Source organism: Nocardioides daphniae, from assembly GCF_004777465.1.
Classification (GTDB): Bacteria; Actinomycetota; Actinomycetes; order Propionibacteriales; family Nocardioidaceae; genus Nocardioides; species Nocardioides daphniae.
The window spans coordinates 2,271,881-2,286,972 of sequence record NZ_CP038462.1 but is presented as its reverse complement, the minus strand read 5'-3'; the positions used below and the strand labels follow the sequence as shown (position 1 = coordinate 2,286,972).

Annotated in this window: 12 protein-coding genes and 2 pseudogenes; 6 read left to right on the top strand and 8 right to left on the bottom strand. The window is 70.7% G+C overall.

Going from position 1 to position 15,092, the window contains the following annotated elements:
* Position 1 precedes the first annotated feature (1 nt).
* Entirely contained in the window at positions 2-490 is a 489-nt protein-coding gene (locus E2C04_RS11160; protein ID WP_135832633.1) for an SRPBCC family protein, read from the top strand.
* Between the two features lie 26 nt (positions 491-516).
* Here the strand turns inward: E2C04_RS11160 and E2C04_RS11155 are convergent, their stop codons facing one another.
* Positions 517-954 carry a hypothetical protein gene (locus E2C04_RS11155; RefSeq protein ID WP_188422438.1) on the bottom strand — a complete coding sequence of 146 codons (438 nt, stop codon included), beginning with the start codon at positions 952-954 and terminating at the stop codon, positions 517-519.
* Positions 955-1,164: 210 nt separating this feature from the next.
* On the opposite strand from E2C04_RS11155, the gene E2C04_RS11150 reads away from it, so the two are divergent.
* Positions 1,165-2,652: a malate:quinone oxidoreductase gene (locus E2C04_RS11150; protein ID WP_229721695.1), complete on the top strand. Its 1,488-nt coding sequence runs from the start codon at positions 1,165-1,167 to the stop codon at positions 2,650-2,652.
* A 113-nt stretch (positions 2,653-2,765) separates the two neighbouring features.
* Here the strand turns inward: E2C04_RS11150 and E2C04_RS11145 are convergent, their stop codons facing one another.
* The 3 genes and pseudogenes from E2C04_RS11145 to E2C04_RS11135 form a co-directional block, all read right to left on the bottom strand.
* Positions 2,766-3,707, bottom strand: a complete 942-nt coding sequence (locus tag E2C04_RS11145; RefSeq protein WP_202977775.1) for a class II glutamine amidotransferase — start codon at positions 3,705-3,707, stop codon at positions 2,766-2,768.
* Positions 3,708-4,002: 295 nt separating this feature from the next.
* Positions 4,003-4,596, bottom strand: a pseudogene (locus E2C04_RS22040) (DUF72 domain-containing protein); the annotation flags it as partial.
* Positions 4,597-4,647: 51 nt separating this feature from the next.
* Positions 4,648-6,206: pseudogene (locus E2C04_RS11135) on the bottom strand (CocE/NonD family hydrolase).
* A gap of 214 nt (positions 6,207-6,420) precedes the next feature.
* On the opposite strand from E2C04_RS11135, the gene E2C04_RS11130 reads away from it, so the two are divergent.
* The 3 genes from E2C04_RS11130 (at position 6,421) to E2C04_RS11120 (ending at position 10,479) form a co-directional block, all read left to right on the top strand.
* A complete protein-coding gene (locus E2C04_RS11130; RefSeq protein ID WP_135832631.1) occupies positions 6,421-7,026 on the top strand; it encodes a DUF1294 domain-containing protein in 606 nt (201 codons plus the stop codon).
* 35 nt (positions 7,027-7,061) lie between these two features.
* Positions 7,062-9,590: an ATP-dependent helicase HrpB gene (hrpB, locus tag E2C04_RS11125; RefSeq protein ID WP_229721698.1), complete on the top strand. Its 2,529-nt coding sequence runs from the start codon at positions 7,062-7,064 to the stop codon at positions 9,588-9,590.
* 322 nt (positions 9,591-9,912) lie between these two features.
* Positions 9,913-10,479 carry a hypothetical protein gene (locus E2C04_RS11120; protein WP_135832630.1) on the top strand — a complete coding sequence of 189 codons (567 nt, stop codon included), beginning with the start codon at positions 9,913-9,915 and terminating at the stop codon, positions 10,477-10,479.
* A gap of 24 nt (positions 10,480-10,503) precedes the next feature.
* Here E2C04_RS11120 and E2C04_RS11115 read toward each other — a convergent pair whose 3' ends face one another.
* Together E2C04_RS11115 and E2C04_RS11110 are read right to left on the bottom strand one after the other, a co-directional pair.
* Positions 10,504-11,841, bottom strand: a complete 1,338-nt coding sequence (locus E2C04_RS11115) for a glycoside hydrolase domain-containing protein (RefSeq protein WP_158630676.1) — start codon at positions 11,839-11,841, stop codon at positions 10,504-10,506.
* 106 nt (positions 11,842-11,947) lie between these two features.
* Positions 11,948-13,108 (bottom strand): sterol desaturase family protein, encoded by a 1,161-nt coding sequence (locus E2C04_RS11110; RefSeq protein ID WP_135832628.1) that lies wholly within the window; start codon positions 13,106-13,108, stop codon positions 11,948-11,950.
* Positions 13,109-13,178: 70 nt separating this feature from the next.
* Here E2C04_RS11110 and E2C04_RS11105 point away from each other — a divergent pair, with 70 nt between their 5' ends.
* Positions 13,179-13,799 (top strand): TetR/AcrR family transcriptional regulator, encoded by a 621-nt coding sequence (locus tag E2C04_RS11105; protein ID WP_202977774.1) that lies wholly within the window; start codon positions 13,179-13,181, stop codon positions 13,797-13,799.
* Between the two features lie 309 nt (positions 13,800-14,108).
* Here E2C04_RS11105 and E2C04_RS11100 read toward each other — a convergent pair whose 3' ends face one another.
* Both E2C04_RS11100 and E2C04_RS22035 read right to left on the bottom strand, forming a co-directional pair.
* Positions 14,109-14,381 carry a hypothetical protein gene (locus E2C04_RS11100; protein WP_135832626.1) on the bottom strand — a complete coding sequence of 91 codons (273 nt, stop codon included), beginning with the start codon at positions 14,379-14,381 and terminating at the stop codon, positions 14,109-14,111.
* Positions 14,324-14,842, bottom strand: a complete 519-nt coding sequence (locus tag E2C04_RS22035) for a DUF5677 domain-containing protein (protein ID WP_420873080.1) — start codon at positions 14,840-14,842, stop codon at positions 14,324-14,326. Before E2C04_RS22035 ends, E2C04_RS11100 begins: the two co-directional genes overlap by 58 nt.
* Positions 14,843-15,092: the final 250 nt, after the last annotated feature.

Genomic DNA, 15,092 nt, shown 5'->3' with positions numbered 1-15,092 from the left:
CATGCCCGTCACCGACGTCTCGCACGACCTCGACAGCCGCACGATCACGATCGTCGCCGACTTCGCCGCCCCCGTGAAGCGCATCTGGGAGGTGTACGCCGACCCGCGGCAGCTTGAGCGCGTCTGGGGTCCGCCGACCTACCCCGCCACCTTCGTCGACCACGACATGAGCCCGGGTGGCCGGATGAACTACTACATGACCAGCCCGGAGGGGGAGCGGTACTACGGCTACTGGGAGATCCAGTCGGTCGACGAGCCCCACGCCTTCGACTTCGTCGACGGCTTCGCGCTGGACGAGCAGTTCACGAAGAACCCCGACATGCCCGTCAGCACCAGCGTCTTCTCCTTCGCCGAGCACGACGGCGGCACCCGCGCCACGTTCGTGAGCACCTACGAGACCGTCGAGGGCCTGGAGAAGGTCCTGGAGATGGGTGTCATCGAGGGTGCCTCCTCGGCGATCAACCAGATCGACGACCTGGTGGCCGCCTGAGCGGACCCGGAGACCCGGGTCAAGGATCAGGAGATGCGCCCCACCAGGTCGACGAGCTGCTTCTCGACGGTGGGGTTCATCTCCGTGACCGCGAAGACCGTCGGCCACATCGCGCCGTCGTCGAGGTGGGCGTCCTCGGTGAAGCCGACCTCGGTGCAGCGCATCGTGAACTTCGAGGCATGCTTCACGAAGACGTCGACCTTGCCGTCGCGGGCCCAGGCAGGCATGCCGTACCAGGTCTTCGGCAGCAGGTCGGGGGCCAGCTCGCCGACGATCTCGTGCACGCGCGTGACGATCGCCTTCTCGTCGTCGGGCATCCCGTCGATCACGTCGAGCAGGGCCTGGCGCTCGGCCTGGGCCTTCTTGGTCCCGGACTTCCCGGCCGTCCTGAGCTCGGCGGCACGGGCCTTCATGGCCTCGCGCTCCTCCTTGCTGAATCCCTTCTCCAACGTCTTCTCGGCCATGACTTCCTCCTTGCTCGATCCCTGCCCCGTGGGGCCTTCACCAGCATGACGATCGAGCCCGTCCGGGGGTGACCTGAGCGTGACGGATTCCTCAAAATGTGACCTAGCACGCAATTACCGGGGGGTGGTAGGGGGCCGCTGTCAAGGGTCTTTCGGCAGGGGTGGCACCGTTGGTGCGTTCTCCGACCCATACACCTGCCAGGAGAGTTTGTGAAGACCCCCGACCACATCGACCAGTACGACGTACTGCTGGTCGGAGGCGGAATCATGTCCGCCACGCTCGCCACCCTGCTGCACCAGGTCGAGCCGACCTGGCGCCTCGGGTTCGTCGAGCGGCTCGACGAAGTCGCCCAGGAGTCCTCGGGTCCGTGGAACAACGCCGGCACCGGCCACGCGGCGCTCTGCGAGCTGAACTACTCGCCGCAGCTGCCCGACGGCTCCGTCGAGGTGTCGAAGGCGATCGACGTCAACGAGCAGTTCCTCGTCAGCCGCCAGCTCTGGTCCTTCCTCGTGGCCAACGGCCACCTCCCGGAGCCGGAGTCGTTCATCCACCCGACTCCGCACATCTCCTTCGTCTGGGGCGCCGACAACGTCGCCTACCTCAAGAAGCGCTACGACAGCCTGCACGGCCACCCGCTCTTCGCCGGGATGGAGTACACCGAGGACCCGGCCGTCATCGCCGAGTGGGCCCCGCTGCTCACCCAGGGGCGTGACCCGGAGCAGCCCGTCGCCGCGACCCGTTCGCTCGACGGCACCGACGTCGACTTCGGTGCCCTCACCGCGCACATGATCCACCGCCTGGTCGACAACGGCGACGCCGAGATCCACCTCGGCACCGAGATCCGCACCATCAAGCGCGACGCCGAGGGCTGGCGCGTCAAGGGCAAGGGAAAGAACGGCAAGTTCACCGCGAAGGCGCGCTTCGTCTTCGTCGGCGCCGGCGGCCAGGCCCTCACGCTGCTGCAGCGCTCCGGCATCGAGGAGGCCCGCGGCTTCGGTGGCTTCCCGGTCTCGGGTGAGTTCTGGCGCACCACCGCCCCGGAGGTCGTCGAGGCCCACCAGGCGAAGGTCTACGGCAAGGCCGCGGTCGGCGCGCCGCCGATGTCGGTGCCGCACCTCGACACCCGCATGGTCAACGGCAAGCCGGCCGTGATGTTCGGCCCGTACGCCGGCTTCAGCCCCCGCTTCCTGAAGAACGGTTCGCTCTTCGACCTGGTCAAGTCGGTGCGGCTGCACAACCTCGTCCCGATGCTCCAGGTCGGTGTCCGCAACCTGGCCCTGGTGAAGTACCTGGTCTCGGAGCTCCTGGCCTCGAAGAACCGCCAGCTCAAGGCGCTGCAGGAGTACTTCCCCGGCGCTCGCGCCGAGGACTGGGAGAAGGTCACCGCGGGTCAGCGCGTCCAGGTGATCAAGAAGGTTCCCGGCCAGGGTGGCGTGCTCCAGTTCGGCACCGAGGTCGTCACTGCGGCCGACGGCTCGATCGCCGGCCTGCTGGGTGCCTCCCCGGGCGCCTCGACCGCGGCATCGATCATGCTCGAGGTGCTGCAGCGGTGCTTCCCCGAGAAGATCGAGGACTGGACCCCCGCGCTGGAGAAGGCCATCGGGACCTACGGCATGAACCTGGCCGAGCACCCCGAGTGTGCTGCCGAGGCGCTGGCCGAGACCACCGAGCAGCTGGGTCTGCGCGACCGCGCCTGACGTATCTCCGGCTCCGTGCCGAGACGCGTGAGTGGAGCTCTGCAGTCACCTGGTGACTGCAGAGCTCCACTCAACTCATTTCGACAGGTGCGCGTGGTCGGCGCCCGGCCGGCCTACACCTTCAGCTTGTCGACGGTCCGGGTGATGCTGTCGCCGTCCCGCTCGAGGAACACGATCTCCCCGAACTCCAACGTCGACCACTCGTCGGTGCTGTCGGTCAACGGCTCGGAGGCGAAGATGACGGACGTCGCCTCCTCCTCGTTGCAGTTCTCGAACTCGTAGACCGCCTTGTCGGTGTGGAAGTCGCGGCCCATCAGCATGTACATCGGCTCGAGCAGCATGGCCAGGGCGTAGTCGTCGGTGCCGGGGCCGGACTTGCGCAGCTCCCGCCAGTCGCCCTCCGGCTCGGTCTCGCCGTGGTGTCCCGTGCCGACGTTGACGCCGACGATCCGGTTGGGGGCGACCAGCGCCATCTTCAGCTTGACCAGGGCCTGGAGGTCGAGGTCCTCCATCGCTTTCACGATGAGCCTCAGCATCTCCTCGAAGGCGCGCTTCACGTCCTCGTCGCTGTCGCTCTCCAGCAGGGAGAGCAGGAGCACGTAGAGGAACTCGGTGTCGGTGTTGCCGGCCATCTGCTCCAGGTACTCGTCCTTGCAGTGCTGCAGCAGCTCGCGCTGGAGGATCTGCCAGTGGGGCATGTCGCCGTTCTGGGCGACGATCCACGGAGTCCCCATGTAGGAGAACGGGTGGCAGTTCTCGTCGGTGAGCACGGTCTTGGCGTTGTAGTCCGCTGCCCGGACGTGGGCCAGCATCGTGTTCACCTGGAGGCTCGGCACGATGCCTTCGACGTTGTCGTCGTAGAAGGCGGCCATGGGGCGGTGGTAGAGGAACGGCTTCTCGGGGGCCAGCAGGTGCTCGCTCCATGCCCCGAAACCCCAGCCCGCCAGCTGGAGCTGGGGGTGCCGCTCGGGGTCGAGGGTCTGGTTGATGAGGCTGTTCTCCGGCTTGAGCAGGAGGTTCTCCAGCGGGATCTCCGGCCCGATGTAGGCGAGCACGCGGCACATGGTCTTCCTTCGCTGACGTCGTGGGGGTCCTCCCCGGCTGTGCCCGGTGGGAGGTGCGACGAAACGCCCGGAGGGGCGTGCTCCGGTCCCTTCCCTCCCAGTGACGTCGCTGGTCAGCGGTCGCGGAGGAGCGCGAGGAACCGCTCGGCGTCGCCCGTGCGGGGGATGTTGTTGAACATGACGTAGGGCGTGGGCCGACCGTCGACCAGGTCGTGCAACCGCCGCAGCTCGTCGTCGGTGTGGACGTGGCGCGCGCCAGTGGTCCCGTGCAGCCGGTAGTACGTCTGCTCGGGGTGACGGTCTCCGTCTGCATCGGGTCGACCACATGCACGAGGCCCAGCTCGGTGCACAGCTCGGCGACCAACGACCGAGGCCAGTCACCGCGCGGCTCCCAGAGGAGGCGTCCGGCCGGCCGCTCGACCTCCGCGACGAACGTACGCAGCCGGTCGACGTTGGCGGCGGTGGGCCGGAAGCTCTTCGGGCACTGCAGCAGCACTGCGCTCGCCTCCAGGATGCGCGCGCACTCGAGGGTGCGTCGCCAGGCGGCCAGGACGTGGGGCGTCGTACGGAACGCTCCGACCTGGCCGTGGGCCTCGTCGGGCAGCGGCTGCTTCATCCGGCGGTAGGTGGGGCTGCTGGACTCGTGGGTGACGACCTGCCACGCCTTGATCGTGAACTCGAACTCAGCCGGCACCTGCGCGCGCCACCGCGCCAGCATCGCGTCCGTGGGCGGTTCGTAGAAGGTGTGCTGGACCTCCACGAGCGGGAAGCGGCGGACGTACGCGCTCTGCGCGATCGTCCAGCCGCACAGGCCCACGCGCACCGTGCCCTCGCGCTCCTTCTGGGGAGCGGCCGACTTCGCAGGCCGGGACGAGGGCATGGCGCGACTATAGGTCGCGCACGGTGACGAGCACGGTGGACGGCGGTCGGCTCAGGCGCGCTCGACAGGGGTCGCAGGCAGGCAGGGGAGGAGCAGCCTGGACGACCCTCCGTCGCCGTGCGAGATCGTGCGGTGGGAGTTCGCCATCGCGGTGCTGGTCGCGGGGCCCTCGCTGGTCCCGAGCTGGCGTGCGTACCGGGGGTGAGCCCCTCCTGACACCTGCAGGCGGAGGCGTACGCCGGGGTTGAAACGGTGGGCCACCGCATCGAGCGAGATCTCCACGGACCCGTTGGCGTCCGCCGGGCCCAGCCTCCGGAACCCGTCGCTCAGGTTGACCGAGCGGCCGTCCTCCGTGACCTCGCAGAGCCGGACGAAGAGGTCGGCGTAGGGGTTGTCGGTCGCGTGGAACAGCTCGACGGCCGGGCTGCCCATGACCTCCATGGGTTCGGTGAGGGGTGCGGTGGTGAAGGTCAGGACGTCGTCCCGCTGCTCCAGCCGGCGGTTGTCGCGCCTCCCGCCGATGGCCGGGTTGGTCACGCGCCCACCCACGGCCGGTGTCGGCCGCGCGGGGTTGTACGTGAACACGCTCGGGCCGCTGCCCGCCGCGGGGGCGGCCTCGGCCAACGCGCCGTGCGGGTGGAGGTGGAGCACGTGCTCGTGGGTCGGCGGGGGCCACGTCTCGAGGTCGCGCCACTCCTCGGCCCCGGTCACGAAGAGGCGCACCGGGCTCGGGCGGCGGGCATCCGTCCCGGCCAGGTGCTCGTCGAGCCAGTCGAGGGCCTCGACCATGAGGATCCCGGCACCCGTGGTCGCCGCCTGCAGGGGGTCCACGGGCCGACCGTGAGGCCGACGACCACGCCACGCCGCCTGAGCCGGTCGTGCTGCTCGAACATCTGGGTGGAGAACCGGTCCTGCCACCCGGCCTGCAGCAGCACCGGCACCTCCACCCGGTCGAGCGCCTCACCCAGGCGCATGCGGCGCCACACCCGGTCGCCCGGATCGGTGGCCAGCAGCCAGTCGCGGTAGAGCATGCCGGTGTCGGCGAAGACGGTCTCCTGCGCGGCCACCAGCGGGAGCTCCTCGAAGGCGGGTCGCTGGCGTCGTCGGGCGCTGGCGGCGCTCAGGAGTCCTCGGGGGCCCGCGTCGAGGTGGGCGAGACCGTCCATGAGTCCCACGACCTCGTCGAGCGCGAAGGCGCCGGCGCCGTGGGCCACCCAGTGCCCGTCGTGCGCGGAGACGGCGACGACCGCCGCCGCCAGCTCGGGAGGCGGGTCGACCATGACCGCCCACGCCGCGTGCCCGACGTACGAGGCTCCCCACAGCGCGAAGCGACCGTCGAACCACGGCTGGCACCGCAGCCAGGAGACGGTGTCGGCGCCGTCGTCGACCTCTTGGGCGAAGGGGTCGAACGTGCCGCCCGACCCTGCCGTTCCGCGGCAGCTCTGGTTCACGACGCGGTAGCCGTGGCTGGCCAGCCAGCCCGCGGTGAGCTCGGCCAGGAGCCCGCGACGGCCGTAGGGGGTGCGGATCAGGACCGTGCCCAGGGCCGCGCCGTCCGGCGTGGTGGCGGGGAAGTGGACGTCCGTCAGGAGGCTCGCGCCGTCGCGCATGACGACGCGGTGCAGGGTGACGGTGGCGTCGCACGTGCCCCACGGCATCTTCAGGAGTCGAGCCACGGCGACTCCGCGCAGGTGCCTCGACCCGTGCGTCACGGTGCCTCGTCGCCCAGCGCCATGCCCTCATCCTCCGGCGCGGTGAGCCGGACGTACAGGGGTTGTTCGTTAGCGTTCCGCCTGGTCGTCCCCTCAAGCCAAGGAGTGACACGTGACGAGCCACGGTGCCGAGCGCCAGCGGGGAGTGCTGGCGGAGTGGAACGATGCGCGAGGCTTCGGCTTCATCACACCGTCGGCCGGCGGCGAGCGTCTCTTCGTGCACGTGAGCGCGTTTCCACGTGGGCCGCGGCCGACGGCGGGACGCGAGGTCACCTACGCTCCTCGGCGCGACCAGCGGAACAGGGCCACCGCGTCCCAGGTGCAGTACGTCGGCAGGTCGACGAGGCGCGCGGGTGGCCCGCGGGTGCGCCTGGTGACCGGTGTCGCCGTGGCCTTCTTCTCCGTGCTGGCAGGCCTGTGGGTGTGGGCGGCGCTGCCCGTCACCCTGCTCCTGGCCTACGGCGTGGTCAGCTGTCTCGCGTTCCTGATGTATGCCGTCGACAAGTCGGCGGCCGTCAAGGGCGCGTGGCGGACCTCGGAGTCCACCCTGCACGCCGTCGCCCTCGCGGGTGGCTGGCCCGGGGCGCTGGTCGCGCGCCAGCTCTTCCGCCACAAGACCGTCAAGCAGCCGTTCCGCACGATCTTCTGGGTCACGGTCGTCGCCAACTGTGCTGCACTGGCGTGGTTCGTGGTGGAGGCGCCGATAGCGCTGCCCTGAGGGTGGCCGTGCCGGGTGTCAGGCAGACTTCAGGGGTGTCCGACCCGTTGCGCCGCCTGCTCGCCGCGCCGCCCGACCTCCCGGTCACCGCGGCGCTGACTGAGCTCGGTGAGGCGCTGCGTACGCACGCAGTGGCGGTGGTCCACGCACCGCCCGGCACCGGCAAGACGACCCTCGTCCCGCCGGCGGTCGCCGAGGCGGTCGAGGGCCGGGTGGTCGTCACGCAGCCCAGCCGGATAGCGGCGCGTGCTGCCGCCCGCCGGTTGGCGCAGCTGCTGGGAGAGCCGGTGGGGGAGACGGTCGGCTACTCCGTGCGCGGCGAACGGCGCACCAGCAGGCGTACGCGCATCGAGGTTGTCACGACCGGTCTGCTGCTCCGCCGCCTCCAGCAGGACCCCGAGCTCGCGGGCGTGGGCGCCGTCGTGCTCGATGAGGTGCACGAGCGGCACCTCGACGCGGACCTGACCTTGGCGCTGCTCGTCGACATCCGCACCAACCTGCGCGACGACCTGCGGCTGGTGGCGATGTCGGCCACGATCGAGGCCGAGCGCACAGCCGCGCTGCTCGCCAGCGACGGGGCCGTGCCCCCGCTGGCCAGCGTCCCCGTGATTAGCGTCCCGGGCGCCCTGCACCCCGTCGAGACGCTCTGGTGCCCGCTGCCGGCGGGGCAGCGGCGTACGGACGACCGAGGGATCACGCCGGCCTTCCACGACCACGTCGCCGCGACCGTACGCCGGGCTCTGGCCGAGCACGAGGGTGACGTCCTGGTCTTCGTGCCGGGCGTCGCGGAGGTTGAGGCGACCGTACGCCGCCTGGCCGGGGTGGAGGCCGACGTCCATGCCCTGCACGGACGCCTGCCCGGAGCCGAGCAGGACCGTGCGCTCACCGAGGGCCCGCGGCGCCGCGTCGTCGTCTCCACCGCGGTCGCGGAGTCGTCGCTGACCGTGCCCGGCGTCCGCATCGTCGTGGACGCCGGCTTCTCCCGCGAGCCGCGGACCGACCACCGCCGTGGGCTCGCCTCGCTGGTCACGGTCGCGGTGAGTCGGGCATCGGCCGAGCAGCGCGCCGGACGCGCCGGACGGCTCGGCCCGGGCGTCGTCCTGCGCTGCTGGTCGGAGGCCGAGCACGCGCACCTGGCCGCCCACCCCGAGCCCGAGGTCGCCACCGCCGACCTCACCGCGTTCGCCCTGCAGGTGGCCTGCTGGGGGAGTGACGACGTGGGCGACCTGGCGCTGCTCGACCAGCCGCCGACGCACGCTCTGGCGGCAGCCCGTGAGGTGCTCCGCGACCTGGGCGCGATCGACGACGACGGCCGCGTCACTGCTCGCGGACGGATGATCGCAGGCGTGCCGACCGACCCGCGGCTCGCACGGGCCCTGATCGACGGGGCGCAGCTGGTCGGGACCAGGCGTGCTGCCGAGGTGGTCGCGATGCTGAGCGAGGACGTACGTGCGCCCGGAGGGGACCTCGTGGCGGCCCTGCGGTCGCTGCGGGCGGGGCACCGCTCCGGCGCGTGGCGCAGCCAGGTCACCCGCCTGGGGGCCGTGGCCCCGCAGCATGACGCCCGGGGGCCGCTCACCGACGACGTGGCCGTCGGGCTGGTCGTGGCCCTGGCCCACCCGGACCGGATCGCCCGCAAGCGCCCCGGCGCGTCGAGCTACCTGATGACGTCGGGGACGGGCGCGGCCTTCGACGTGCGTGATCCCGGCCCGCTTGCCGGGCTGGAGTGGCTCGCGGTCGCCGACGCCGACCGCAGGCCCGGGCAGCGCGAGGCCCGGATCCGCGGCGCCGCGCCGCTCACCGAGGACCTGGCGCTGGAGGCGGCGGGCTCGCAGTGGACCGAGGTCGACGAGGTGACCTGGACCGAGGGGAGGGTGAGGGCCCGACGTCGTACGCTGCTGGGCGCGATCGAGCTCGCCTCGGTGCCGCTCAGTGACCCGCCGACGGACGCCGTGACGGGCGCGATCCGTGAGGCGCTGAGGCGTGAGGGGATCGGCCTGCTCTCCTGGTCGGAGGCGGCCACGACCCTGCGCGTCCGCCTCGACTTCTTGCACCGCGTGCTCGGCGAGCCGTGGCCGGACGTGAGCGACGAGGCCCTCACCGAGCACCTCGACGCCTGGCTGGGGCCGCAGTTGGCGCGGGTCCGCTCGGTCGAGCACCTGCGCCGGATCGACGTCACCGCTGCGCTGCGGGCGCTGCTGCCGTGGCCCGAGGCGGGGCGGCTCGACGAGCTGGCTCCCGAACGGGTCGAGGTGCCCAGCGGGTCGAGCGTGCGGATCGACTACACCGCCGAGCAGCCGGTGCTGGCCGTGCGGTTGCAGGAGGTCTTCGGCTGGACGGCCGTCCCGGCGCTAGCGGGCGGGAAGGTGCCGTTGTTGCTGCACCTGCTCTCGCCCGCCCGCCGTCCGGCCGCGGTCACGGCCGACCTGGACTCCTTCTGGGACAACGGCTACCCGGGCGTGCGCGCTGACCTGCGGGGGCGCTACCCCAAGCACGCGTGGCCCGACGACCCGCGCTCGGCGCAGGCCACGCGGCGTACGAACGCCGCCGCTCGCCCTCGGTGACACCTGCATCACGCTTGTTGCTCCTCGCGCACGGCGTTAGCGTGAGAAGACGTCTCGGGGGGCGGTGATCGTCATGAGCACGCGCGAGGGCTGCATGCGGAGCACGGTGGGTGCTGGTGCCGCGCGACTCGGCCGAGCAACCGTCTGGGCGATCGTCTGCCTCTTCTTGCTCTTCTCCGCGGGATGCGCTGAGGACGCGAGCGAGTCGCCTGCCCCTGCGCCTCCGTCCTCGCCGTCCGGCGGCCGGCCAGGCACCACCGAGCCGTCGCCCACGTCGGACGGGTCGCCGCCTCCCACGACCGGGTCCGGCCCGACGACCAGCATGTTGGAGCAGGTCCGGGAGCGCTGCGCCAACACGACCGAGGCGCTCGACGAGGCCGTCCTGCGCTTCGACGACGAGGTGGAGCTGCAGACGGGGGAGCAGAAGACGTTCAGGGTGACCCTGGGGGCTGCCGACGCCCCCACCGGCCCGTCGGACGGGCCGGTGCAGGGAGAGCTGGCGGTCGCCTGCCACGTCGAGGCCAGGCTCGTGGTCACCGGTGACGTGGTCTCCGTCGCGCCGACGGACTGGCAGTCCGACAAGTACCTGCCGCCCGATCCGGTGAGGTGGAGCTGGGCGATCGATGCGTCCACCGCTGGCACGGCCGTGGGCAGCGTGGAGCTGAAGCCGGTCGTACGGATCTCGGACGACAAGGGGGAGGTCAGGGTCGAGGACCTGCAGACCGAGGAGTACGAGGTGACCTTCGTCGTGACCCGGTCGGGCACGGACGCTGCGGGTGCGGTGTGGAAGCAGGTCGCCGCTGGTGCGGGCCTGGTGGTGACGCTCCTGACCGCCGCGACCCTGGTCTACGCACTGCGCAAGCGCAAGGATCCGTCCGCCGACGCCTGACGGCCGGGCGGTCGGCAGGGTGGGTCAGCGCCTGCCGCGCTTCAACGACGCCCAGACGTCGGGCGTGACGATTCCGGTCCGCTTGAGTCCCAGCTTCTTCTGGTGGCGGAGCACCGCGGAGGCGGTCTGGTCGGTGAGGACCCCGGTGGGCTTCACGCCCGTGTAGCCGGCGGCGCGCAGCGACCGCTGGAGCCGCAGCGTGGGTTCGCCGGCGGAGCCGACCTTGAGCAGCGGCGCCGAGCCCTGCGCGAAGAGCGCGGTCCAGGTGGCGGTGTCGGGGCGGCCGGTGACACGGAGGCGGTGCTTGCGCTGGAAGGACTTCACGGAGCGCACGACGTCCCGGTCGTACTTGGCGTCGAGCCGTCCGCGGTACGTGGCGTTGCGCTTGAGCAGGCACTGGAGGGCCTTGACCTTGCCGCCGCGGTCGCCCTTCTTGAGCTTGGGGTAGCCGGGGAAGTCCATACGGGTGCCGCCGCACAGCTTCACCTTCGGCGCCTTCGAGCCGCCGTCGACCTGCATGAAGTTGCGGTCGATGGTGAGGGCGACGCCGCCGTACGACGCCGGGGTGTCCGCCTGGTACTGGTGCACGCGCTGGCCTCGCCAGCTCGTGGCGCGCACCCACTGGGAGCTGATGTGCACGTCGGGGCGGCCGTTGTACCAGGCGTACCAGACCTGGTCGGGCATGGCGTAGGAGCCGGGGGAGAGGTTGTCGGCGTTGTCGAGGGCGTGGATGCCGGCGGAGACGCTCGAGTAGACGCCGGAGCGGTAGCCGAGCTGGCGCACGGCGATCGTCCAGCCGCTCAGGAAGCGGAGCGCCGAGCGGCGGCAGTCGTCGTTCTCCAGGTCGAAGCCACCCTCGAGGTCGTACCAGAGGGTGCTCCTGGCGGGGAGCCCGAGCTCGCGCGCCCGGCTCACCGCGGCGGCGGCCTCCGTACGCCCTCGCGCGTCCGCCGCGGCGTACGAGCCGGTGGGGTCGGGGTCGATGCGGTCGCCGTAGCGGGTGTGGCACGAGGCCTGCGGTCCGACCCAGATCGGCAGCATCCGCCAGCCCTTGGCGCGCTGGCGCGACACCCAGGTGGCGTCGAGGTGCGGCTGCCCCGGGTCGGTCACCGTCGGGCGGCAGGACATCATCGAGCCGCCGATGTAGATCCCCACGCCCCAGAAGGGCGACGAGGTGAGCCAGCTGTCCATCTGCGACTGCGTCGGCGCGCAACGGGCGTCGAAGGCGTAGCCCGTGAAGCCAGCCGGCTTGGCCGCCGCGGTCGCGGGGCCCGCGGAGAGCAGCGAGGCGCAGAACGCGAGGACTGCCACCACGACGACGCCCACGCGTGCGTGGTGCGGACGGACGGACGTGCGGCGCATGGTTCTCCCCCGAGATCGTGGAGGCACGACCCTAGTGCACGGGACCGACACGTCCGGCGGGTTCGTGCACATGCTCGGGCTGGGCGGCCGGCTCCCCGGAGCCCGCCTAGGCCACGCCCGCTGCGATGGCCGTCTCGTCGGCGGGTGCGAGCTGCGCGCGGCGTTCGTACGCCCATCCCGGCCCGCGCAGCAGGAAGGAGAAGCGGTCGCGCCAGGTCGGTGCGGAGGCAACGTCCGTCGCGATGTCGCGCCACTCGTGGGTGGCGATGGTGACGGGGTTGAAGGAGTCGAGGTTGCGGGTCAGGCCGTAGCGCACCCGCTCGTCCTCCGGCTCGAAGGTCCCGAAGAGCTTGTCCCAGATGATGAGGATCGAGCCGTGGTTGATGTCGAGGTACTGGCGCTGGCTGCCGTGGTGGGCGCGGTGGTGGCTCGGGGTGTTGAGGATCTTCTCGAGCCACCCGATGGAGCGCACCACCTCGGTGTGGATCCAGAACTGGTAGATCAGGTTGATCGCCCGCGCGTCCTCGATGTACTTCACGGGGACGCCGACGAGGGCGAGCAGCCCGTAGGGGACGGTGATGGTCCAGCCCTCGGCCACCGGCTGCCGGAGTGCGGTCGAGAGGTTGTAGCGCTCGCTGCTGTGGTGGACCACGTGCATGGCCCACATCCAGCGGGACTCGTGGGAGAGGCGGTGGTTCCAGTAGTAGATGAAGTCCCAGCCGGCGATCGCGAGCAGGAAGGTGGCCGGGCCGCTCCGCATCGGGAACGGTGACCGCTGCGCCAGGCGCGTCGCCGAGGCGTGGGTGGCCCAGATGGAGGCGGCGGCGACTGCCGTGGAGGCCACCGCGGCGACGGCGGTGCCGGAGGTCAGCAGGCCGAGGGCCTCGGCGCGCGAGCGTACGACCACAGGTGCTGGCTCGTCGGCGGGCAGGGTGCCGGCCTCGGGAAGGGTGCCGCCGTGCTCGCGACGACGGCGCAGTACGTCGCCCACGGTCGTGGCCAGGCCTGCGGCGGCGCCGATCGCGAGGAGGGCTGTGCCGGCCTTGGTCGTGCCGGGGGAGAGGCGGCGCAGGATCGGGCCCGTGACGAAGGGCGCGATGAGGCTGCCGACGCCCATGGTGAGGCTGGCGATGGTGTCGTTGAGCTCGTAGTCGCCGGGTCGGACCGTGCCGGGCTCGGCGGGGTGGGTGCGCTGCCACCACATCTCAGCCCCCATAGCCCCGATGAAGGCAGGGATGGCCAGAACGGTCAGGTCGGGACGCGGCATGCTGACTTCCTCCGTGGTGAGCGACGAATTGACCCTACGGTAAATTGCATCACGGTCAAGAGGAGGCGAAGTGGCAAACAGCGGAACCAAGGGCGTCGCGCGGGCCGACCGCGAGCGGCAGCTGGTGCTCTGCGCCGTCGAGGAGTTCGGTCGGCAGGGGTACGCCGGTGCCTCGACCGAGCGCGTCGCCCAGGCTGCTGGCGTCTCGAAGGGGATGGTCTACCACCTCTTCGGCTCCAAGGAAGGGCTGAGCCGGGCCTGCCTGGAGGCGGTCGGACCGGACCTCGTGGACGCGGTCACGGCTGCGCAGGAGTCGACCGACCCCCGGCAGCGCGCCCTCGACACGCTGACCGCGATCTTCACTGCCCTCGCGGAGAACCGCCACGCCTGGGCCGTCATCTACGACCCGACGCTCCCGGACGGCCCCGCCGGTCAGCTCGCCGCCGGTTTTCGCAAGCAGCTCGAGGCGCTCGGCACGGACGGGACGCGTCAGATCTTGACCGTAGCCGGCGACCACGACGCGCTCGACCACGAGCTCCTCGACCGGATGTGGCAGTCAGCCGTGGCGACCGCCGTGCGCTGGTGGCAGACGCACGACGAGCTGAGTGCCGAGGAGATGGCGACGCGCTGCGCGAGGTTGCTCGGGGTGCTCATGCCGCCGGTGGAGCCGGGTGGGGAGAAGTCCGTGTAGTTGAGAGTTCGCACCGCGGAGGGCGATCCGGCCCGGGCCCAGCACCGTCGCGCACGATCGGGCCAATGGGACTCCTTGAGGAGATCCAGCCGCCAGCCGCTGATGATGACCACGATCTCCGTAAAGTACCCGCGTGCCTCCTTCGACATCGCGTGCATGCCACGAGCCTCGTAGCGCGTAGCGACGGGCTGTGTGGACGCTGGCGAGAATGTGGGATTGATCGCCCGTTTCCCAGGAAGACCTCCGAGTGGCCTGTGCGAGGTGACGCAGGATCCGACGGCCCTCAGACGTCAACCGAATTGTGTTCCTTTAGAGGTTCCTGAAGGCGAATGCGCCAGGGTCAAGTTCAACCTCCCCGAGGGCTAACGCAGCCTGGAAGAACGAGTGCTCGGCGTCGAGGAGCGTTTCAGACAACAAAGCGTGGCAGGCGGAAGTGATCGGATGCTCGCGGTACGAGGCCCAGAGTGCCACCAAAGACAACAGGCTGTCGCGCAGGACGTGGATCGTTTCGTAGGCCGCCAGCGCTATCCCGCTGTAGCGAGGACCGATGTGCCAGGCGCCGTCCTCGGTGAGGAGCTCCAAGTGCCAAGCGCGTCAGCGTGCACGCGGTGATGTGCGGCGAGATGTCTGTCAGATCGGCCGCCCAAGGCAGCGACCTTCTCCAGATGGTGGAACTGCGGCTTTGCGACGCCTAACCGTCTGCGAGTCACTTCAGCGGCCCAGCCGTATCGTCCTGTGTAGGTGGGCCCGAAGCGTCGGACCAGCCGTTCCTGCATCTCTTCCGGAGTTGGCCCATCGTGTGGCCAAGTGGCCTCGCCGTCCGCGTGTCGACGATCTCTCGCAAGCATGATCCACCGGTGTTCGTTGAGACGTGTTGCAGTGTGGCGGTTTCCAACCCCCAGTACGGCGGCCACCACGTTCACTTCGTAGAGGGTTCGCCAGCGCCCCATGGCCGCTTGGGGAAAGCCAGCACGCAGGAGGGCACATATTTCGTGCGAGACGGTCAGGGCTCTGACAGATAGGGAAAGCGCTGCGTACGCCACCGGATCGGGGGCCAAATGGGCTTGTCCTCCTCCAAGACCCTCATGACGCTACGGCCCACACCGATCGAGACGTCAAGGTGCTGGAACAATCTCTGGAAATCGGACCCTAGGCGCCGCTCGAAGGCCCTCCTGCCAACCCATGTGTTGACGGCGGTCTCTTCGAATCGGTCGGCGAACTCGAGAAACACAGCATCGGCTCGTTCGTAGAGACCGATGGTGGCGGGAGGGCGCCTGATAGTGCGAGCCAGCT